The following is a 20,783-nucleotide window of genomic DNA, read 5'->3' as shown; positions in this document are numbered from 1 at the left end:
CTCCGGGGGCCTTGGTCGCCTCTTTCCGGTATTCGGCCTGTCCTCACACGATCGGATGAATGCGGGGCGAAGGCGGCTTTCGGGGCGAGGAAGACCGCTAAGTTCACGCCGTTCCAGGAACAAAAGATCAGGGAGACCGGCAGGCTGATGACGGAACGACCCCCACAGCGCATCCCCAACCGTCAACTCGCCGCGCTCATCGCGGAGGCCGGCTTTTCCAATGCGGGCCTGGCCCGCCGCGTAGATCAGCTGGGGCTCGAACACGGCCTCGACCTGCGCTACGACAAAACGTCCGTCACGCGGTGGCTGCGCGGGCAGCAGCCGCGCGGGACCACGCCCGCGCTGATCGCCGAGGTGTTCACCCGGCGGCTCGGGCGGCGGCTGTCCGCCCAGGACCTCGGGCTGGACGCGTGCGCGCCCGTGTACGCCGGGCTGGAGTTCGCCGCCTCGCCGGAGGAGGCCATCGACATCGTCAGCGGCCTCTGGCGCAAGGACTCCGGGAGCCACACCGAACTACGGAAGATCGCGTTCACCCCGGCCGGGCTCGTGGTGCCGAGCCGCGACTGGCTGATCGGGCGCGCGGACGAACGGGTGGCGCGCGGCATGAGCCCCGCGCCCTCCGGTGAGGGCGCGCGCCTGCCGCTGCAGGCGCGCGGCGGGCAGCTGCCGCGCCAGCGGGCGGCGGAGCGCGCTCCCGGTGGCCGGGTCTCGATGGGCGACATCGCGGCCCTGCGGTCGGTGGGCGAGCTCTTCCGCACGATCGACCACGCCTACGGGGGCGGGCACGCCCGGCAGGCGTTGGTGCGGTACCTCGAGCACGAGACCGAGCCCATGCTGCGGGGCACTTATGGGGAGACCACCGGTCGGCGGCTGTTCGCCGCCGCTGCCGATCTGACTCGGCTGGCCGGGTGGACCTCCTACGACATCGCTGCTCATGGGCTTGCTCAGCGGTACTACGTTCAGGCGCTGCGGCTCGCCCAGGCGGCTGGGGACCGGGCGTACGGGAGCTATGTGCTCGTGACCATGAGCCGGCAGGCCGTCTATCTCGGACACGGGCGCGAGGCCGTGCAGCTGGCGCGGGTCGCTCAGCAGGGTGTCGGGTCCGGGGCGCCGCCCGTCGTGCAGTCGCTGCTGCACGCGGTGGAGGCGCGGGGGCACGGGGTGCTCGGCGAGGTACGGGCGTGCTCGGCCTCGCTGGCACGGGCGGAACGGGCCCTGGAGGGCTCGCGGGCGGGCGACGACGTGCCGTACTGGGTGCGGTTCTTCGACGAGGCGCAGTTGGCGGACGAATTCGCGCACTGTCACCGTGATCTGCAGCAGTACCGGGCGGCCGCGCAGCATGCGGAGCGGTCGTTGCAGTTGCGGTCGCCCGCGTACGCGCGGTCGCGGCTGTTCTGCCGGGTGGTGCTGGCGTCGGCGCGGCTGGGGCTGGGCGAGCTGGAACAGGCGTGCGCGCTGGGGGTGGAGGCGGCGCAGGCGGCGGCGGAGATGCGGTCGGTGCGGGCGCTGGAGTATGTGCGGGACTTCGAGCGGCGGCTGGAGCCTTATCGGGATGCGGCGCCGGTGCGGGGGTATCGGGAGAAGGTGGCCGGGCTGGTCTGACGTTCCGTCTGCCCGTCTGCCCGTCTGCCCGTCTGCCCGTCTGTCCGTCCGTGGGTCGGGGGCGGGGTGGGTCGGGGGCGGGGTGGGGCGGACGGGCCCTTACGGGGCTGAGCTCTTCGCGGTGCCTGCTATTGCGGTGAGGGTGCCCTGCAATCGCTCCAGCGGCGAAGAGCTCTTCACGCCCCTACCAGGGCCCGTCCGCCCCACCCCGCCCCCTCACGTCACCTCAGCCCGGGGCGGCCGGCCTGTTCGTTCCGGGTAATCGGGCGGGTGGGTGGGCTACGCCGCCCGTAGGGCTGGCGTGCCGTGGCCCGGGCGGATGCCCAGGTCGCGGAGGACCGCCTGGGCGGCGCGGCGCCCGGAGAAGAGGGCGCCCTGGACCGTGCTGGTGTCGCGGTGGTCGCCGCAGACGTAGAGCCCCGAGAGCAGCCGGACCTGGCGGCGGACGTCGTGGGGGGCCGGCATGGCCGGGACCGCGTCCGGGTCGTGGTGGGCGGCGAGGAGGTGCCAGGACGATGTGGAGGTGCCGTAGACGCGGGCCAGCTGGGCGCGTGCCAGGCGGTCCAGCTCGGGTGTCGGTGTCGCCGCCGACGGGCCCAGGACCGTCGAGGAGATCAGCGTGCGGCCCAGGGGCGCGCGGTCCGGGTCCACCTCGCTGGCGACCGTGGTGTGGGCCACCGGCCCCCGGCACGTCCCGGTGAGGATCAGTGAGGCGTCGCGCAGGGGCGGTTCGTCGGCCGTGTGGTGGAGGACCGTCACCGGGTGGAAATCGGGGAGCCGGAGGCCGGGGATCAGTTCGGCCGCCGCCCTCGCGCCCGTCGCCACGATGACGGAGCGGCAGGTGAACGTGCCGTGCCCGGCCGTGCCCACGGACGTCGTGCCGACGGAGACGGCCTCCACCCCCGTGCGGACCGTGCCGGGCGGGAGCTGGGCGGCCATCAGCTCGGGGATGACGCCGGAGCCCCCGGCGGGCAGGCAGAGCCGGCCGCGCGCGTAGCCGCGCAGCACCAGGTCGGCGCAGCGGCTGGACGTGGTGAGGTCCGGGTCGGAGAGCAGGGACGTCAGGAGGGGGCGCAGGAAGCCCTCCACCGTGCGGGTCGGCAGGCCCCGGGAGGTGAGGGTCGCCGACGTGGGACGGTCCGGCCGGGCCAGCATCCGGTCGATGGGCAGCGCGGCCAGGCGGGCCAGTGCCGCGCCGAGCCGCGCTTGATCGAGGCCGGCGCTCCGCGACGCGCGGGCCGCCGCGAAGGCGCGGGCGGTGGTGAAGGCGCGCTTGGCGCCGCGGAGTTCGCCGGTGCGGTGGTTGCGTCCGTCGGCGTGGACCAGCACCCCGGGGGTGAAGGGGCGCAGCTTGAGCGCCTCCAGGCCTGGGGTGCGGATCAGCTCCGGGAAGGAGGTGTTGAGCAGCTGGCCGGAGCGGTCCAGCAGGAACCCGTCGGCCTTGTCGGTCGTCATGCGGCCGCCGGTGCGGTGGGCCGTCTCCAGGACGGTGACCGTCACCCCCGCGGCGGTGAGCTGTTGAGCCGCGGAGAGGCCGGCCAGGCCGGCTCCCACGATGACGACGTCAGCGTGGTGTGCGGTGTGGCGTGCGCTGTCGAGCACGTGCCCTCCCGGGGTCGGTCCGCTCGCTGGGGGCCTGATGCCCCCAACGGGCGGCGGCAATGCGCGAGTTCGCCTCGACCGTAGAGAGAATTCCGGTCAATAACAGTCGCGCACGGGGCGAGCACGGTCGCACGGCGGTCGCACGGATGGGGTTCTTGAAGCTTGGAGCGGATGCGTCAGCTGTCGGTCAGCGCCGCGCGTACGGCGCTCTCGACGTCCGGGCAGGCGAAGCGGAAACCGGAGTCCAGCAGCCGGTCGGGCAGGGCACGGCAGCTGGCCAGCACTTCCGTGGCCATCTCGCCCAGGGCCAGCCTGAGCGCCGGAGCGGGCGCGGGCAGCAGTGCCGGACGCTTCAGCGCGCGCCCCACCGCCTCGGTCACCTCCCGGTTGGTGGCCGGATGGGGCGCCGTGAGGTTCACCGGGCCGGAGACGTCCGCGTCCAGGAGGTGCCGCAGGGCCGCGACGTGGTCCCGCAGGGCGATGAAGCTCCAGTACTGGCGGCCGTCGCCGAGCCGGCCGCCGAGGCCCGCCCGGAACAGCGGGAACAGCTTCGCCGCCGCCCCGCCGTGCCGGGAGAGGACGATCCCGGTGCGCAGCAGGACCGTCCGTACGCCCGCTTCCGTCGCCGTGCCGGCGGCGGCCTCCCAGTCCCGGCAGACCTCGGCGAGGAAACCGCTGCCGGGCGGGCTGTCCTCGTTCACCGGGCGGTCGCCCGTGTCGCCGTAGAAGCCGATCGCGCTGCCCGAGAGGAACACGCGGGGCGGGGTGGCGAGGGAGGCCAGCGCCTCGGCGAGCGCTCCCGTGCCGTGCACCCTGCTGTCGCGGATCTCCTTCTTGTACGCGGCGGTCCAGCGGTGCGCCGCCACTCCGGCGCCCGCCAGGTGGACGACGGCCTCGCAGCCGGACAGTTTCGCGGGGTCGACGAATTGCCGGCCGGGGTCCCACTCGGCCTCCCCGGGTCCCCGGGGCGCGCGGCGCACGAGCCGCACCACCTCATGGCCGTCCTGCTCCAGCGAACGGGTCAGCGCCGAGCCGATGAGGCCGGTCGACCCGGTGATCGCGACGCGCATCGTCACTCCCGGAAGCGGTCCCAGAGGGCGGGGAAGCGTTCGGCCAGCACGGCTTCGTCCTCCAGGTCGAAGGGGGCGCCCACCGGTTCGGGGGGCTGGGGCGGCAGGCCCAGGTCCGGCGTCTCCGCGCCGGTCAGCTGCTCGTACGCCTCGTCCGCAGCGTAGCCGAGGCCCTCGCCGTCCCCGTCGACCTCGTCGTCGAAGTCGTCCAGGAGCTCGGCCAGGCTGTCCGGATCGTGCACCGCGCCCTCGAAGACCTCCCTGCCCTGGCCGATCAGCCAGCACCGGAAGTAGTCGAACACGTCGTCGCTCGCCCCGTCGAGGAGGACGGCGGCGGCCCCCCACAGGTCCCAGAGGTAGGCGCGGTTGTAGCGCGCCTCGAAGTGCCGGGCGAAGTCCAGCACGGCGTCCGGATCGAGCTGCGTCAGCCGCTCGACCAGGAGGTCGGCCTGTTCCTCGGCGTCCCCGTCGGCGGCCTGACGAGTGCTGTCCATCAGCTCCCAGAACTCGGTCTCGTCCATCACGGCTCCAGCATCGGTCCTGCCGGGGGGCCACGCACCCGGAGGGGCTCGGATGCGGCCGTGTTGTTATCGGCGAGTACCGGGGAGGGTGATGCCGCGATGCGGTTTGTCCATCGGATACCCGACACAAGGTGTCCGGTATCGGTGCGAACGTCATGTCCGTCGCACGGAACGAGTGAGAGGACATGTTGTCGTGACCGCAGCGGAGAACGTTGTTCGTCCCCTTGACGGCAAGGTGGCGCTGGTCGCCGGGGCCACCCGGGGCGCGGGGCGGGCCATGGCCGTGGAGCTGGGGCGCGCGGGGGCCGTCGTCTACGCGACCGGGCGCACCACCCGCGACCGGCGCAGCGAGGTGGGCCGGCCCGAGACCATCGAGGAGACGGCCGAACTCGTCACGGCGGCCGGCGGCACGGGCATCGCCGTGCCGGTCGACCACCTGGAGCCGGAGCGGGTACGGGCGCTGGTCGAGCGCATCGACAGGGAGCACGGGCGCCTCGACGTCCTCGTCAACGACGTCTGGGGCGGGGACCACCTGCTCGAGTTCGACAAGAAGGTATGGGAGGTCAAGCTGGCGGACGGGCTGCGGATGCTCCGGCTCTCGCTCGACGCCCACGCCATCACCAGCCACTTCGCCGTCCCGCTGCTGATCCGGCGGCCCGGGGGACTGCTCGTGGAGATCACCGACGGCACGGAGGAGTCCAACCGGGCCTACCGGGGCAATCTCTTCTTCGACCTCGCCAAGTACGGCCCGATCCGGATGGCCTTCGGGCTCGCCCAGGAACTGAAGGAGTACGGCGGGACGGCGGTGTGCCTGACGCCGGGGTTCTTGCGGTCGGAGGAGATGCTCGATCACTTCGGCGTCACGGAGGGGACGTGGCGGGACGCGATCGGGAAGGAGCCGCATTTCGCGATCGCGGAGTCGCCGGTGTTCGTCGGGCGGGCGCTTGCCGCGGTGGCGTGTGACCCGGATCGTGCCCGTTGGAACGGGCGGTCTCTTTCCAGTGGGGAGCTGGCGAAGGTGTACGGGTTCACTGACGTGGACGGGTCGCGGCCGGATTGTGGCGCGTACTTTCGGGATGTGGTCTTCGGGGGAGTGGCCGCGTCCGCGGAGGATTACCGGTAGGGCGCCGTTGGCTTCGGGGTGCCCCCGTCGGCGCCCCCGCGCGGGGTTCCGGCGGCTTTCCGGGTTCCCCCAGTGGGGGTTGCCCGCGCCTTCGGCGCGGGTTCTACCCCACCCACCCGCCCGATTGCCCGGCACGGATTGCCCGGGTACGGGGCCGGCCCGGCTGGGGTGACGTGAGGGGGCGGGGTGGGGTGGATGGGCCCTGGTAGGGGCGTAAGGAGCTCTTCGCCGCTAGGGCCAAATACGGGGCAACCAGCACCGTGATACCAGGCACCGCGAAGAGGTCAGCCCCGTAAGGGCCCGTCCGCCCCACCCCGCCCCCGACCCACCCACCTACCCGTACAGCGCCGCCATCCGCGCCGCCGCCTCCGCGAAGCGAGCCCGCAGCTGAGGAGGCCCCAGCACCTCCACCTCCGGCCCCAGCGCCAGCAACTGCGCGTACGCCACTTCCAAGGACTCCACCGAAAGCGTCACGGTGGCGGCGCCCGCCGCCAGCGCCTCCTCCGCCGCCCTCCGGTCCGTCACATGCGGCAGCAACCGCGCACCCTCCCCCGTCAGCCGCACCTCCACCCGGTCGCGCAGGATCGAGCGGGCGAACTCCGCCGCCCGCTCCTCCCAGAAAGCCGGCAGGTCGAAGGACTCGGACCGCTCAAAGCGGGCCTCCCCGACCGCCACGGCCGTGAAGCGGTCCACCCGGTAGACCCGGAAGTCATCCTCAACGCGAGCCGCCAAATACCAGACCCCCGCCTTGAGGACCAACCCATAAGGCTCCAGCTCCCGCTCCACCTCCTCCCCGTCCCGCCGCCCGTAGCGGGCCGTCATCCGGCGGTCGTCCCAGACGGCGTCCGCGACGGCGGGCAGCAGCTCGGGCGGTTCGCCGGAGCGCCACCAGGCGGGGGCATCCAAATGAAAGCGCTGGGCCGCGCTCACAGGCGCGTCGCTGAGCGCGGGGACGAGCGCGGCGGCGACCTTCAGGCGCGCGGCCGACGCGGCGTCCGCCAGCCCCATGTCGCGCAGGGCGGCCGGCACGCCGGAGAGGAAGAGGGCCTCGGCCTCGGCCCGGCCCAGGCCGGTGAGCCGGGTGCGGTAGCCGCCGATGAGGCGGTAGCCCCCGGCGCGGCCGCGGTCCGCGTACACGGGCACCCCGGCCTCGGAGAGCGCGGTGACGTCCCGGGCGACGGTGCGCTCGGAGACCTCCAGCTCACGTGCCAGCTCACCGCCGGTCATCGACGGGCGGGACTGAAGGAGCAGGACAAGCTTGATCAGACGGGCCGCGCGCATGCGCCCATCATGCCGGGGCGCGACGACAGGAACCCGCGTGCCAGCCAGGGCAGCGGATTGAGCGCGCGAGGTCCTGTCGTCACCCCTGAGCCGTACCGCGACACAGGACAGGGCGGCGCGGTGCGGCTCCAGCGGGAGACGATACGCCTTTGATCGATGATCGATCAATCCTTGTGCGAAAGAAGATCAGAGAAGAAGATCAGATCTGCGGCGCGCAGCTCAGCACATGCCGCTTCAGCAGCTCCCCGATGCCCGGATCACGCTCCTGGAAGGCCCGGACGATCGCGGCGTGGTCCTCCGCGTGGGCCCGCGGCTCCGGGCTCAGCCAGCGGATCGACAGGGTCGTCCACACCTCGATGCCCAGGGACTCCCAGGTGTGGAGCAGCACGGAGTTCCCGGAGGCCCGCACGATCTCGCGGTGGAAGGCCACGGTGTGCCGCGCCTGGGCCTCGCTGTCGTGCGCGAGGTCGGCCGTCCGCAGGGCGGCCACCTCGTGCTCCAGCGCGGAGACGTCCCCGGCGAGGGCGTCCGCCGCCAGTTCGGCGGCGACGGCCTCCAGGCCCGCCCGGACGGGGTAGCTCTCCTTGAGGTCGGCGGCGGTGAGGTCGCGCACCCGGACGCCCTTGTTGGGGGCGGATTCGATCAGCCGCAGCGACTCCAGCTCCCGCAGCGCCTCGCGCACGGGCGTCTGGCTGACGAGCAGTTCGGCGGCGATCCGCCGCTCCACGATCCGCTCGCCCGGCTGCCAGCGGCCGCTGACGATCCCTTCGAGGATGTGCTCGCGGATCTGTTCGCGCAGCGAATGGACGACGGGGGGTGACATGGGTGGCTCCTCGGCGCGGTGGATCTGGGCCCATTATCCGGGCATGGCCGCTCATGCCGAAGGGCGCGGCCCCGGCTCGTACGGATACGAAGCCGGGGCCGCGCCCTTGGCACATGCAGCCGTGGGGGCTACCGGGATCAGAGACCGATCTCGGTCTCGAACTCGGCGGCCTCCAGGATCTGCTTGACCGCGGTCAGGTAGCGGGCGGCGTCGGCGCCGTCCACCAGACGGTGGTCGTAGGAGAGCGTCACGTACGTCATGTCGCGGACGCCGATGGTGGTGCCCTCCTCGGTCTCGATGACCACGGGGCGCTTGACCGTGGCACCGATGCCGAGGATCGCGACCTGGTTCGGCGGCACGATGACCGTGTCGAACAGCGCGCCGCGCGAGCCGGTGTTGCTGATCGTGAAGGTCGCGCCGGCCAGGTCGTCCGGGCTGATCTTGCTGGAGCGGACCTTGCCGGCCAGCTCGGCCGTCTTCTTCGCGATACCCGCGATGTTGAGGTCACCGGCACCCTTGATGACCGGGGTCATCAGGCCCTTCTCCGAGTCGACGGCGATGCCGACGTTCTCGGAGTCGAAGTAGGTGATGGTGCTCTCGTCCTCGTTGATCCGGGCGTTGATGACCGGGTGGGCCTTCAGCGCCTGGACGGCGGCCTTGACGAAGAACGGCATCGGGGAGAGCTTGACGCCCTCGCGGGCGGCGAAGCCGGCCTTGGCCTTCTCGCGCATCCGCATGATCTTGGTGATGTCCACCTCGATCACGGAGCTCAGCTGAGCCTGGCCGTGCAGCGCCTTCATCATGTTGTCGGCGATGACCTTGCGCATGCGCGGCATCTTGACCGTCTGACCGCGCAGCGGCGAGACCTCGAGGGCCGGGGCGGCCTTCGAGGCGGCAGCGGCAGGGCCCGCGGCAGTCACAGTGGCCGGGGCCGGCGCGGCCTTGGCGGCGGCGATGACGTCCTGCTTGCGGATGCGGCCACCGACGCCGGTGCCCGCGACGGAGCGCAGGTCGACGCCGGACTCGGCGGCGAGCTTGCGGACCAGCGGGGTGACGTAGGCGCCGTCCGTCGCCGGGGCGGCGACGGGAGCGGCAGCCGGAGCGGCCGGGGCGACCGGCGCGGGGGCCGGAGCCGGAGCAGCGGCAACCGGAGCCGGAGCGGCAGCCGGAGCAGCCGGGGCGGCGGCCGGGGCAGCCGGGGCAGCCGGGGCCGGAGCGGCGGCGGGAGCCGGAGCGGCGGCCGGGGCGGCGGCCGGAGCGGCCGGAGCGGCAGCGGCGGCGGCACCGGCGGCGCCGATGACGGCGAGCTTGGCGCCGACCTCGGCGGTCTCGTCCTCGGCGACGAGGATCTCGAGCAGGACACCCGAGGTGGGGGCCGGGATCTCGGTGTCGACCTTGTCGGTCGAGACCTCGAGCAGCGGCTCGTCCTCGGAGACCTCCTCGCCGACCTCCTTCAGCCAGCGGGTGACGGTGCCCTCGGTGACCGACTCGCCCAGCGCGGGCAGGACGACGTCGGTACCGGCGGCAGCGGCGGCCGGAGCGGCGGCGGGGGCCTCGGCGGCCGGAGCCGGCGCGGCGGGGGCCTCGGCCACGGGGGCCGGGGCGGGCTCGGCGGCCGGGGCCGGAGCCTCGGCGGCGGCCGGAGCCGGGGCAGCGGCGGGGGCGCCGGTGCCGTCGTCGATGACGGCCAGCTCGGAACCGACCTCGACCGTCTCGTCCTCGGCCACCTTGATGGAGGCGAGGATGCCGGAAGCGGGGGCCGGGATCTCGGTGTCGACCTTGTCGGTGGAGACCTCGAGCAGCGGCTCGTCGGCCTCCACGCGCTCACCCTCGGCCTTGAGCCAACGGGTGACGGTGCCCTCGGTCACGCTCTCGCCGAGCGCCGGCAGGGTTACGGAAACCGCCATGATTGCGGTTGCTCCTTACGAGTAGTGCGGATGGTGGTGCGCTCGGGACTCAGTCGTGCGAGTGCAGCGGCTTGCCGGCGAGAGCCAGGTGGGCCTCGCCCATGGCCTCGTTCTGCGTCGGGTGCGCGTGGATGAGCTGGGCGACCTCGGCGGGCAGCGCCTCCCAGTTGTAGATCAGCTGGGCTTCGCCCACCTGCTCACCCATGCGGTCGCCGACCATGTGGACGCCGACCACGGCACCGTCCCGCACCTGGACGAGCTTGATCTCGCCCGCGGTCTTCAGGATCTTGCTCTTGCCGTTGCCGGCGAGGTTGTACTTCAGGGTGACGACCTTGTCGGCGCCGTACAGCTCCTTGGCCTTCGCCTCGGTGATACCGACGGAAGCGACCTCGGGGTGGCAGTACGTGACGCGCGGCACGCCGTCGTAGTCGACCGGCACGGGGTTCTGCCCGGCCAGACGCTCCGCTACCAGGATGCCCTCGGCGAAGCCGACGTGCGCGAGCTGGAGGGTCGGGACGAGGTCACCGACGGCCGAGATGGTCGGCACGTTGGTGCGCATGTACTCGTCGACGAGGACGTAGCCGCGGTCCATCGCGACCCCGGCCTCCTCGTAGCCCAGGCCCTGGGAGACCGGGCCACGACCGACGGCGACGAGCAGCAGCTCGGCCTCGAAGGTCTTGCCGTTCTCCAGGGAGACCTTCACACCGTCGGCGGTGTACTCGACGCCGGAGAAGCGGGAGCCGAGCGCGAAGTTGATGCCGCGCTTGCGGAAGGCGCGCTCCAGCAGCTTGGAGCTGTTCTCGTCCTCGACCGGGACGAGGTGCGGCAGGGCCTCGACGATGGTGACGTCGGCGCCGAAGGACTTCCACGCGGAGGCGAACTCGACGCCGATGACGCCGCCGCCCAGCACGATCGCGGACTTCGGGACGCGGTCCAGGACCAGCGCGTGGTCCGAGGAGATGACGCGGTCGCCGTCGATGGTCAGGCCCGGCAGCGACTTCGGCGTGGAGCCGGTGGCCAGCAGGACGTGGCGGCCGGTGATGCGCTGGCCGTTGACGTCGACGGACGTGGGGGAGGACAGGCGGCCCTCACCGGTGATGTAGGTGACCTTGCGGGAGGCGACCAGGCCCTGCAGACCCTTGTACAGGCCCGAGATCACGTCGTCCTTGTACTTGTGGACGCCCGCGATGTCGATGCCCTCCAGGGAGGCCTTGACACCGAACTGCTCGGCCTCGCGAGCCTGGTCGGCGATCTCACCGGCGTGCAGCAGAGCCTTGGTGGGGATGCAGCCGCGGTGGAGGCAGGTGCCGCCCAGCTTGTCCTTCTCGATCAGGGCGACGTCGAGACCCAGCTGGGCTCCACGCAGGGCGGCGGCGTAACCACCGCTGCCGCCTCCGAGGATCACTAGGTCGAAAACGGTGCTGGCGTCGTTCGCCACGTCACGTCCTCCATGCATGGGTGCGCCGTCCGGTCGTCGGTGACCGGGCGGCGGCTGTCGTACGGCCGCTTTGCTTCGGCCCTGTGATGGGTGGGCCCTGTCCTGCCGGGACAACATCTTCGCACTTGTTGACGGAGGGCGGGACGCCGGGCCGGGCCTGAGTGACGACTGATGCGTCACCTTCGGGGGTTACCAGTGCGTAGAAATGTGAGTTTTCGCCCCGAGCGAACACTCGCCGGGAGAAAACGCGAGCGCCGGGGGAAAACACGACGCGGCCCCGGGACATTCCCGGGGCCGCGTCGCCTCGGCCCCCGAGGGGGCCTCAGCCGAGGTCGCCGTCGGCGGTGCGCTCCGCCAGCCGGACCAGGGTGCGGACGGCCGAGCCGGTGCCGCCCTTCGGGGTGTAGCCGTAGGGGGCCTTCTCGTGGAACGCCGGGCCCGCGATGTCCAGGTGCGCCCAGGTGATGCCCTCGCCCACGAACTCCTTCAGGAACAGGCCGGCCACCAGGCCGCCGCCCATGCGCTCGCCCATGTTGGCCATGTCGGCGATCGAGGAGTCCATGGACTTGCGCAGCTCGGCGGGGAGCGGCATCGGCCACGCCTGCTCGCCGACCTCCTCGGCGATCTCGTGGATCGCGGCGCGGAAGGCGTCGTCGTTGGCCATGACACCGAAGGTCCGGTCGCCCAGGGCGAGGACCATGGCGCCGGTGAGGGTGGCGACGTCCACGATCGCGTCCGGGTTCTCCTCGGAGGCGCGGGTCAGGGCGTCGGCCAGCACCAGGCGGCCCTCGGCGTCGGTGTTCAGCACCTCGACGGTCTTGCCGCTGTACATCTTCAGCACATCGCCCGGACGGGTGGCGGTGCCGGACGGCATGTTCTCCGCGAGGGCCAGCCAGCCCGTCACGTTGACCGCGAGGCCGAGCTTGGCGACGGCCACGACCGCGGCGAACACGGCGGCGGCGCCGCTCATGTCGCACTTCATGGTCTCGTTGTGGCCGGCCGGCTTCAGGGAGATGCCGCCCGAGTCGTAGGTGATGCCCTTGCCGACCAGGGCGAGGGTCTTCTCCGCCTTCGGGTGGGTGTAGGCGATGCGCACGAGGCGGGGCGGGTTGGCCGAGCCCTGGCCGACGCCCATGATGCCACCGTAGCCGCCCTTGAGCAGCGCCTTCTCGTCCAGCACCTCGACCTTGAGGCCGTGCTCCTTGGCGGCGGTCTGGGCCTCGGCCGCGAAGCTCTTGGGGAAGAGGTCGTTGGACGGGATGTTGATCAGGTCGCGGGCGCGGTTGACCTCGGCGGCCACGGCGGCGGCCCGTTCGACGGCGGCCTTGAAGGCCTTGTCGCGGGGCTTGGCGCCCAGGATCGCGGCCTCGGCCAGCGGCGCGCTCTTGTCGTTCTTGGCGGCCTCCTTCTTGCCGTCCGTGCCCCGGTACGACGTGAAGGAGTAGGCGCCCATGATCGCGCCCTCGCCGATGGCGGCGACGGACTCGGCGTCCTCGACGGGCAGGGCGAAGGCGGCCTTCTTGACGCCGGCCAGCGCGCGGGCGGCGGTGCCGGCCGCGCGGCGCAGCGCCTCCTCGGCGAAGCCCTCGTCCTCGCCGGGCAGTTCGCCGAGACCGACCGCCAGCACGACCGGGGCCTTCAGGCCGGACGGGGCGGGCAGCTTGGTGGCCTCACCCTCGCCGCCGGAGGCGCCGAGGGTCTCCAGGACGGCGGCCAGCTTGCCGTCGAACGCCTGGTCCACGGCTTCGGCGCCGGGCGCGACGACGGGGCCCTTCGGGCCCTTCGCCACACCGACGACAACGGCGTCCGCGCGCAGCGTCGCCGCACTGGAAGTGCTGAGAGTCAGAGCAGTCACGGTGGTGGGTGTCCCTACTTCCGTTGAATTCTCGGCCGATAGTGGTGGGCCGGCCGCACCCAGTGATCGTATGTGCCGTGCACGGACCGTCCGGCCCCGGGCCGCCCGGCACGCGAGAGCGTATCCCCGGCGGTCACGCCGGGCCCAGGGCCATGACGAGCAGGGCCGCCGTCGCGGCCGTCTCGGCGAGCGCCCCGAACACGTCGCCGGTGACCCCGCCGAACCGTCGCCGGCAGTGCCGCAGCAGGGCCTCGGCCGAGGCCAGGGCGAGGAGGACGGCCAGGGCGCAGCGCGCCGCGTCGTACGGGCCGAGGAGCGCGCCCGCCCCGGCAGCGGCGGCGGTGACGGCTACGGCGGTCGCGCAGGCGGCCGTCCGGGGGACGGCGCCGGCCACGGCGGCGCCCAGGCCCTCCGGGCGGGCGGCCGGTACGCCCGCGCGGGAGGCGAGGGTGAGGGCGCAGCGGGCCGCGAGGGCCGCCGTGAGCGCGGCGAGGGTGCCGCGTGCCGGGTCGCTCTCGTAGGCGCGGGCGAGGGCGGCGATCTGGCCGAGGAGGGCCAGCAGCAGGGTGATGACGCCGAACGGGCCGATGTCCGACTGCTTCATGATCCGCAGGGCGTCGGGGGCGGGTTTGCCGCTGCCCAGCCCGTCGGCGACGTCCGCGAGCCCGTCGAGGTGGAGGCCGCGGGTGAGCGCCGCCGGGACGGCGACGGCGGCGACGGCGGCGAGCAGCGGGCCGCCGCCCAGCCACAGGAGGGCCAGGCCCGTGGCGGCGGCGCAGCCGCCGACGGCCAGCCCGGCCAGGGGTGCCGCCAGCATGCCGCCGCGCGCGGCCGCGCGGTCCCAGCGGGTGAGGCGCACGGGGAGGGCGGTGAGGGTGCCGAAGGCGAAGCGCAGGGCGTCCCCGGCGGTGGCCCGGGCGGAGGTCGTGTCGGTCATCGCGGGCAGGGTATCCCGCACCCGACGGCAGTATTTTGCTGAAGGCGGGCGAAAATGCTGGTCAAGGCGGGTGCGGGAGCGAGCGGAGAGTCCGATGGGTCACTGGCTGGCACGCAACATCGTCGAGCCGGGCAAGCTGCCGCTGTTGTTGGCGCTCGGGGCGTTCGTGCTGACGTTCCTGGTCACCCGGGTCATCACCCGGCTGATCCGGGCGGGCAAGGGCCCGTTCCGCAACATCCGGCCGGGCGGGCTGCACGTCCATCACGTGGTGCCCGGCGTGGTGCTGATGGTGGTCGGCGGGTTCGCGGCGGTCGCCGAGGGCCGGCACGGTTTCGGGGCGGCGCTCGCGGCGGTGCTCTTCGGTATGGGCGCGGGGCTGGTGCTGGACGAGTTCGCGCTGATCCTCCACCTGGACGACGTGTACTGGACCGAGCAGGGCCGCAAGAGCGTGGAGATCGTGGTGCTGACGGCGGCGCTGGTGGCGCTGGTGCTCGCGGGTTTCTCCCCGTTCGGGGTGAACGAGCTGACGCCGGACGAGCTGCAGAACCGCACCATCGTGGTGACCAACACGCTGGCGAACTTTCTGCTGGCGCTGGTCTCCCTGGCCAAGGGCAAGCCCCGGCTGGCCCTCATCGGGGCGGTGGTGCCGCTGGTGGCGATCGTGGGCGCGGTGCGGCTGGCCCGGCCGGGCTCGCCGTGGGCCCGGCGCTTCTACCGGCGGCGGCCCCGGGCCCGCCGCCGGGCCCGGGTGCGCGCCTACCGGCACGACGCGCGCTGGGCGGCCGTGCGCATCAGGATTCACGACCTCCTGGCGGGCGCGCCGGATCGCTGAGCGCGTTAGCGGCGTGGGCGTCGGGCCGCCGGTCGCGCTCGCGGTGGGCGTCCCGGCGGGGCTTGCGGCGGCGGCGCAGCTCGTCCACGGCGCACATCGCCAGGACCACCGTCATGGCGGCGATGTGCTCCTTGCCCGCGAGGTTGGGCTTGACGATCACCTCGCCCGCCATGGCCGCCACCACCAGGCCGCAGGTGAACCAGGCCCGGTAGCGCCAGGAGACATAGATCGCGAGGCCCACGACGGCCGCCGAGGGGCCGGTGTCGATGACCTTGGCGGCCTCCGGCGGCAGCCCCAGCGGGGAGCCGGGGCCGAGGTCGACGCCCAGCCGGGCGTACATCGTCCCGGCGAGGGTGGCGGTGTAGGCCACGACCAGGGTGCGCCACTTGCCCAGGCACGCCTCGGCCAGGCCGAAGACGATCAGGATCTGGGCCAGCGCCCCCCACACCGGGAGGTCCAGCGCGGGCACGAAAAGCGACAGGGGAGTGCGCAGCAGCGCGATCCACCAGGGCAGCTGGGCCTGGACGGAGCCGAGCCGCTGGACGGGCTCGTAGCCCCAGGGCTGGTTCTGGATCACCTGGAAGACCGCCGTGAGGGCGACGGCCGTGAGCGTCATGGGCACGGCCGCGAGCCGCTCACGGGCGAACGTCCCCCGTACGGCCGCGTACAGCGGGCCCCATTCGGTGCGCGCGGCGCGGAGCAGCGCCGCGCGGGTCATCGCCGGCTCTCCAGGTGTTTGCGGTTGAGCCACTTGGGCAGGCCGGGCGCCTCCAGGAAGCCCTCGGCCCGGGCGGCGGCCACACCGATCCGCAGCAGGTCACTGCTCTTCTCGAACAGCATGAAACGAGGCTCCCAGATGGGCCGGTACTTCGCATTTGCTCGGTAGAGCGACTCGATCTGCCACCAGCGGGAGAAGAAGCTCAGCAGCGAGCGCCACATCCGCAGCACCGGGCCGGCGCCGAGCCGGGAGCCCCGTTCGAAGACGGACCGGAACATGGCGAAGTTCAGCGACACCTGGGTGACGCCGAGCTCCCTCGCCCGCTGGAGCAGCTCGATGACCATGAACTCCATCAGGCCGTTCTCGGAGTCCCGGTCACGGCGCATCAGGTCGAGCGAGAGGCCCTTGGGGCCCCAGGGCACGAAGCTCAGCACCGCGCGCAGCTCGCCCTCGCCGTCATGGCACTCCAGCATCACGCAGCGCCCGTCGTCCGGGTCGCCCAGGCGGCCCAGCGCCATGGAGAAGCCGCGTTCGGTCGCGCCGTCGCGCCAGTCGTCGGCGCGGCGCAGCAGCGTGGCCATCTCCTCCTCGGGGATGTCCTCGTGGCGGCGGATGGTGACGGTGTATCCGGCGCGCTTGACGCGGTTGTACGCCTGGCGGACGGTGCGCATGGCCCGGCCCTCCAGGGTGAACTCGGCGGTGTCGACGATCGCCTCGTCGCCGAGTTCGAGGGCGTCCAGGCCGTGCCGGGCGTAGATCGTGCCGCCCTCCTCGCTGGCGCCCATCACGGCGGGGATCCAGCCGTGCTCGCGGGCCTCGGCCAGCCAGGGCTCGATGGCGCCGGGCCAGGCCTCGGGGTCGCCGATGGGGTCGCCGGAGGCCAGCGAGACCCCGCCGACGACGCGGTAGGTGACGGCGGCCTTGCCGGAGGGGGACCACACGGCGCTCTTCTCGCGGCGCAGCGCGAAGTAGCCCAGCGAGTCGCGGTCGCCCCAGCGGCCGAGGAGCTCGCGCAGCCGGGACTCGTCCTCGGCGGTGAGCGGGTCGGTGGCGCGGCGGGAGCGGAAGGCCGCCCAGACCACCACGATCAGCAGGATCGTGCTCATCACGTTGATGGTGACGTCGACCCAGCCGGGCGTGGCGATGCCCGCGTAGCGGGAGTCGTCGGCGGCGATGGAGATCAGCCGCATCACGCCGTAGTGCCAGCGGTCCAGGAAGGTGGAGCGCTGCTCGTCCGTGGACTCGTTGGTGATCGTCACCAGCCCGGCCGCCAGCAGCGAGGTGACCAGCAGTCCGACCGCCGCGACGGCGCTCGCGAGCTTGGGGTTGGAGCGGTCGCCCTTGGCGTAGAACTCCCGGCGGCCCACCAGCAGGGCGAGGGTGAACAGGGCGGTGACGATCAGGGAGAACCAGTTCAGCGGGTGCCGGCGGAACTCGGGGAAGAACATCGCGAACGCCAGCACCAGCAGGAGCAGCCCGGCCAGCACCAGGTTGAGGATCCACGCCGCCCGCTTGCGCCGGCGCATGGTGATCGCCATGAACAGCGACACCACCGCCGGGGAGAAGCCTGCCGTCAGCAGGTAGGGCGTGAAGAACTCGTCGACGTTGTGCCTGCGGATGTCGGCGCCGAAGGACACCCAGACCGCGCCGAGCAGGTTGACGAACGTAACGGCACGCAGGTACCAGACGGCGAAGCCGGCGGCTCGCCGCCGCCGGGCCGCGCCGCGGTCGCTGTGGACGCCCTCATCCGGAGTCAAGCGGACTTCTCCCATGAAAAGTGAGCATATGGGGCACCGTCTGCGGAGGAATTCCGTGCGCTCACCGTGATCCGCCGGCCTGTCACGGCCGGCGTCAGGAGCGCTCGGGAAGCTCCGCCGCCAGGGCCGCGGCCGCCTGCACCAATGGCAGGGCGAGCAGCGCCCCTGTCCCCTCGCCCACTGTGACGCCCTGGTCGAGGAGAGGGTTGAGTGCCATCCGTTCCAGCGCCTTCGTCTGCGCCGGGTCGCCGCTGCCCTGACCCGCCAGCCACCAGTCCGGCGCCCGGAAGGCCACCCGCTGGCCCACCAGCGCGCACGCGGCCGAGACCACCCCGTCGAGGATCACCGGCGTCCGGCGCACCGCGCTCTGCAGCAGGAACCCGGTCATCGCGGCCAGGTCCGCGCCGCCCGTCGCGGCCAGCAGCGCCAGCTGATCGCCCAGCACCGGGCGGGCCCGGCGCAGCGCGTCCCGGATCGCGGCGCACTTGCGCATCCAGGCCAGGTCGTCGATGCCGAAGCCGCCCCGGCCGGTGACCACGGACGCGTCCGTGCCGCACAGCGCCCCGATCAGGGTGCCCGCCGCCGTCGTGCCGCCCACGCTCAGATCGCCCAGGACGACGAGGTCGGTGCCGGAGTCGGCCTCCTCGTCGGCGAGCGCCATGCCCGTGCGGAACGCCCGTTCGGCCTCCTCGGCACTCAGCGCGTCCTCGGTGTCGATCCGGCCCGAGCCGCGCCGCACCCGGTGCCGGGTGACCTCCTCGGGCAGCTCCGCCGGGTCGCAGTCCACCGCCATGTCGATCACGCGCAGGCCCACGCCGAAGCGGCGGGCCAGGATCGCGACGGTGCTCGTGCCGTCGAGGGTCGCCCGGACGAGCTCGGCCGCCCCGCCCTTCGGCCCGCCCGAAACGCCCAGGGACGCGATGCCGTGGTCGCCCGCGAACAGCAGCGCCTTGGGCCGCTCCACCGGCTTCACCGGCACCGTGCCCTGGGCGGCGGCCAGCCACTCGCCCAGCTCGTCCAGCCGCCCCAGCGCGCCGGGCCCGGGGCCCAGGCGCGCCCGCCGCGCCTCCGCGTCGCGCCGGGCGGCGGAGTCGGGGCGCTCGATCAGCGTGGCGAAGTCATCCAGATTCAGACCGCTCATCCGCGACACACTACCGTTCCTGTGCAAGTTGGCCAGTGCCGTCCAACTTGCCCTATTCCAGGCGTCGCTGGCCGGTGCCCGGCCGGGCCCGCCGGCGCCGGCCCCGCCGCAGGTCAGCCCGCCACCGGCCGCACCAGCCCCGACTCGTACGCGACGACCACGAGCTGCGCCCGGTCGCGCGCGCCGAGCTTGGCCATCGCCCGGTTGACGTGGGTCTTGACCGTCAGGGGGCTGACCGACAGCCGTCCCCCGATCTCCTCGTTGGACAGCCCTCCGGCCACGTGCGTCAGCACCTCCCGCTCGCGCCCGGTCAGCGCCGCCAGCCGCTCGGCGTGCTCCGCCGGGGGCCCGGCGGGGCCCACGCCCTGCGCCAGGAACGTCGCGATCAGCCCCTTCGTCGCCGTGGGGGACAGCAGGGCCTCGCCCGCCGCAGCGATCCTGATCGCCGCGAGCAGCTCGTCGGGCTCCGCGCCCTTGCCGAGGAACCCGGACGCGCCCGCGCGCAGCGACTCCACCACGTACTCGTCGACCTCGAACGTCGTCAGCATCACCACCCGCACGGCCGCCAGCGCCGGATCGGAGCAGATCTCCCGGGTCGCGGCCAGCCCGTCCGTGCCCGGCATCCGGATGTCCATCAGGACCACGTCGGGCGTGTGGGCGCGGGCGAGCTCCACCGCCCGGGCGCCGTCCGCCGCCTCGCCCACCACCCGCATGCCCGGCTCGGAGTCCACGAGCACCCGGAACGCGCTGCGCAGCAGCGCCTGGTCGTCGGCCAGGAGAACGGTGATCGGATCGCTCATGCGCTCACCCTAGGGGCGGGCTCGCCGGGGCCCGGCAGGGGCAGCACCGCGCACACCCGGAAGCCCGGCGTCCCCGGTCCGCGCGGGCCCGCCGCGCAGCTCCCGCCGAGCGCGACGGCCCGCTCCCGCATGCCCAGCAGCCCGTGCCCGCCCGCCTCCGCCGCCCCGCCCGCCGGGGGCGCCGCGGCCTCGGGGCGCTTCCCGCCGTCGTCCACCACGGTCAGTTCCAGGGCGTAACGGCCGCGGCGCAGCGTGACCTCGGCCCGCGCGCCGGGGCCCGCGTGCTTGTGGACATTGGTCAGCGCCTCCTGGAGCACCCGATAGGCCGTCAGATCGACGGCCCCGGGCAGCGCCCCCACGGCGGCCGCGGCCGCCTCCGCGCCCACGGCGCCGCCGGACGCGCCGGGCGGTGCCGGAACGGCGGCCACGTCGACGGACAGGCCCACCCGGGCGAAGCCCTCGACGAGCCGGCCGAGGTCGCCGAGGCCCGGCGCCGGCTCGGTGGGGGCCGCCGGGTCGCCGTACTGCCGCAGCAGGCCGACGGTCGCCCGGAGCTCGGCGAGCGCCGAGCGGCCGGCCTCCCGGACGTGCGCGAGGGCCTCCTTGGCCTGCTCGGGGCGGCTGTCCATGATGTGCGAGGCCACGCCCGCCTGGACGTTGACGAGCGCGATGTGATGGGCGACGACGTCGTGGAGCTCGCGGGCGATGCGCAGCCGCTCCTCGGCCACCCGGCGGCGGGCCTCCTCCTCACGGGTGCGCTCCGCCCGTACGGCCCGCTCCTCGATGGCCGCGACGAAGGCCCGGCGGCTGCGGACGGCGTCCCCCGCCGCGCCGGCCAGCCCGGTCCAGGCCATGAGGCCGAAATTCTCCTGCGCGTACCAAGGCGGGGCGCCCAGGAGCATCACCACGCCGGTGAGCGCGGTGACGGTCGTGACGACGGTCCGCAGCGCGGAGGGCCGCTCGCTGCGGACGGCCACCGTGTAGAGCGCGACCGCGGCGCTCATGGCGATCTGGGTGCGCGGGGGCCCGTCGCCCCGGGTGAGCACGACGGCCACGACCGTCAGCGCGCACGTCACCGCGAGGACCGTACGGGGCGCCCGGCGGCGTACCGCCAGCGCGCCGCAGGCGGCGGCGGACAGCAGCAGGAAGACGGCGCCCGGCGGATGCCGCTCGGCGCGCGGCGCCAGGAACGCGCCCACGACGACGAGGCATAAGACGAGGCCGGCGAGGAGGGTGTCGGCGGCGAGCGGGTGGCCGCTCAGCCAGCGGCGCGGACGGGCCAGGCCCGTGGCGGCGAGGGAGTTCATCGCGATCCCATCGGGGGCCGTCGCGGAGGATGAGGATACGGAAAGGGTGCGGAGACCGGCCGCGCCCCC

At 73.5% G+C, this 20,783-nt stretch carries 17 protein-coding genes; 3 read left to right on the top strand and 14 right to left on the bottom strand.

Annotated elements, in window-relative coordinates:
- Nucleotides 1-147: 147 nt before the first annotated feature.
- A complete protein-coding gene (locus EKH77_RS08570; protein ID WP_126913816.1) occupies nt 148-1,602 on the top strand; it encodes a regulator in 1,455 nt (484 codons plus the stop codon).
- A gap of 279 nt (nt 1,603-1,881) precedes the next feature.
- Here EKH77_RS08570 and EKH77_RS08565 read toward each other — a convergent pair whose 3' ends face one another.
- From EKH77_RS08565 to EKH77_RS08555, 3 genes are all read right to left on the bottom strand, one after another.
- Nucleotides 1,882-3,204 carry an NAD(P)/FAD-dependent oxidoreductase gene (locus EKH77_RS08565; protein ID WP_126913815.1) on the bottom strand — a complete coding sequence of 441 codons (1,323 nt, stop codon included), beginning with the start codon at nt 3,202-3,204 and terminating at the stop codon, nt 1,882-1,884.
- Between the two features lie 176 nt (nt 3,205-3,380).
- Complete coding sequence (locus EKH77_RS08560; protein WP_126913814.1) at nt 3,381-4,274, bottom strand: TIGR01777 family oxidoreductase; 894 nt, start codon at nt 4,272-4,274, stop codon at nt 3,381-3,383.
- Between the two features lie 2 nt (nt 4,275-4,276).
- Nucleotides 4,277-4,795, bottom strand: a complete 519-nt coding sequence (locus EKH77_RS08555) for a DUF4240 domain-containing protein (protein WP_164737765.1) — start codon at nt 4,793-4,795, stop codon at nt 4,277-4,279.
- 193 nt (nt 4,796-4,988) lie between these two features.
- Between EKH77_RS08555 and EKH77_RS08550 the strand changes: the two genes are divergently transcribed.
- Nucleotides 4,989-5,918: an SDR family oxidoreductase gene (locus EKH77_RS08550; RefSeq protein WP_240667272.1), complete on the top strand. Its 930-nt coding sequence runs from the start codon at nt 4,989-4,991 to the stop codon at nt 5,916-5,918.
- A gap of 333 nt (nt 5,919-6,251) precedes the next feature.
- On the opposite strand, the gene EKH77_RS08545 is transcribed toward EKH77_RS08550, so the two are convergent.
- The 6 genes from EKH77_RS08545 to EKH77_RS08520 all read right to left on the bottom strand — a co-directional run bounded on the left by EKH77_RS08545 (nt 6,252) and on the right by EKH77_RS08520 (nt 14,159).
- Nucleotides 6,252-7,199, bottom strand: coding sequence for a helix-turn-helix transcriptional regulator (locus EKH77_RS08545; RefSeq protein WP_126913811.1), 948 nt, complete (start codon nt 7,197-7,199; stop codon nt 6,252-6,254).
- A gap of 199 nt (nt 7,200-7,398) precedes the next feature.
- Nucleotides 7,399-8,022: a GntR family transcriptional regulator gene (locus EKH77_RS08540; RefSeq protein WP_126913810.1), complete on the bottom strand. Its 624-nt coding sequence runs from the start codon at nt 8,020-8,022 to the stop codon at nt 7,399-7,401.
- Nucleotides 8,023-8,159: 137 nt separating this feature from the next.
- Nucleotides 8,160-9,929 (bottom strand): 2-oxoglutarate dehydrogenase, E2 component, dihydrolipoamide succinyltransferase, encoded by a 1,770-nt coding sequence (sucB, locus tag EKH77_RS08535; RefSeq protein WP_126913809.1) that lies wholly within the window; start codon nt 9,927-9,929, stop codon nt 8,160-8,162.
- 49 nt (nt 9,930-9,978) lie between these two features.
- A complete protein-coding gene (gene lpdA, locus EKH77_RS08530; protein ID WP_126913808.1) occupies nt 9,979-11,367 on the bottom strand; it encodes a dihydrolipoyl dehydrogenase in 1,389 nt (462 codons plus the stop codon).
- Nucleotides 11,368-11,689: 322 nt separating this feature from the next.
- Nucleotides 11,690-13,222, bottom strand: coding sequence for a leucyl aminopeptidase (locus tag EKH77_RS08525; protein WP_126913807.1), 1,533 nt, complete (start codon nt 13,220-13,222; stop codon nt 11,690-11,692).
- Between the two features lie 133 nt (nt 13,223-13,355).
- Entirely contained in the window at nt 13,356-14,159 is an 804-nt protein-coding gene (locus tag EKH77_RS08520) for an adenosylcobinamide-GDP ribazoletransferase (protein ID WP_126913806.1), read from the bottom strand.
- Between the two features lie 94 nt (nt 14,160-14,253).
- Here EKH77_RS08520 and EKH77_RS08515 point away from each other — a divergent pair, with 94 nt between their 5' ends.
- Nucleotides 14,254-14,991 carry a hypothetical protein gene (locus tag EKH77_RS08515; RefSeq protein WP_126913805.1) on the top strand — a complete coding sequence of 246 codons (738 nt, stop codon included), beginning with the start codon at nt 14,254-14,256 and terminating at the stop codon, nt 14,989-14,991.
- Here EKH77_RS08515 and EKH77_RS33335 read toward each other — a convergent pair.
- From EKH77_RS33335 to EKH77_RS08490, 5 genes are all read right to left on the bottom strand, one after another.
- Nucleotides 14,951-15,709 (bottom strand): hypothetical protein, encoded by a 759-nt coding sequence (locus EKH77_RS33335; RefSeq protein ID WP_240667271.1) that lies wholly within the window; start codon nt 15,707-15,709, stop codon nt 14,951-14,953. The two genes, EKH77_RS08515 and EKH77_RS33335, sit on opposite strands and share 41 nt — an antisense overlap.
- Nucleotides 15,706-17,481, bottom strand: a complete 1,776-nt coding sequence (locus EKH77_RS08505; RefSeq protein WP_126913804.1) for a phosphatidylglycerol lysyltransferase domain-containing protein — start codon at nt 17,479-17,481, stop codon at nt 15,706-15,708. The genes EKH77_RS33335 and EKH77_RS08505 overlap by 4 nt, the downstream gene beginning before the upstream one ends.
- A 79-nt stretch (nt 17,482-17,560) precedes the next feature.
- The gene (gene cobT / locus EKH77_RS08500) at nt 17,561-18,607 is read right to left on the bottom strand and encodes a nicotinate-nucleotide--dimethylbenzimidazole phosphoribosyltransferase (protein ID WP_126913803.1); all 1,047 of its coding nucleotides are present in this window, start codon (nt 18,605-18,607) and stop codon (nt 17,561-17,563) included.
- A gap of 113 nt (nt 18,608-18,720) precedes the next feature.
- Complete coding sequence (locus EKH77_RS08495; RefSeq protein ID WP_126913802.1) at nt 18,721-19,407, bottom strand: response regulator; 687 nt, start codon at nt 19,405-19,407, stop codon at nt 18,721-18,723.
- On the bottom strand, nt 19,404-20,714 hold the full coding sequence (locus EKH77_RS08490) for a sensor histidine kinase (RefSeq protein ID WP_126913801.1): 1,311 nt from the start codon (nt 20,712-20,714) through the stop codon (nt 19,404-19,406). The genes EKH77_RS08495 and EKH77_RS08490 overlap by 4 nt, the downstream gene beginning before the upstream one ends.
- Between the last annotated feature and the right edge of the window lie 69 nt (nt 20,715-20,783).

It is taken from the genome of Streptomyces luteoverticillatus (assembly GCF_003970715.1).
Classification (GTDB): domain Bacteria; phylum Actinomycetota; class Actinomycetes; order Streptomycetales; family Streptomycetaceae; genus Streptomyces; species Streptomyces abikoensis.
Note: the sequence above shows the minus strand (reverse complement) of the source record. Positions and strands in the feature narration are given on the sequence as shown.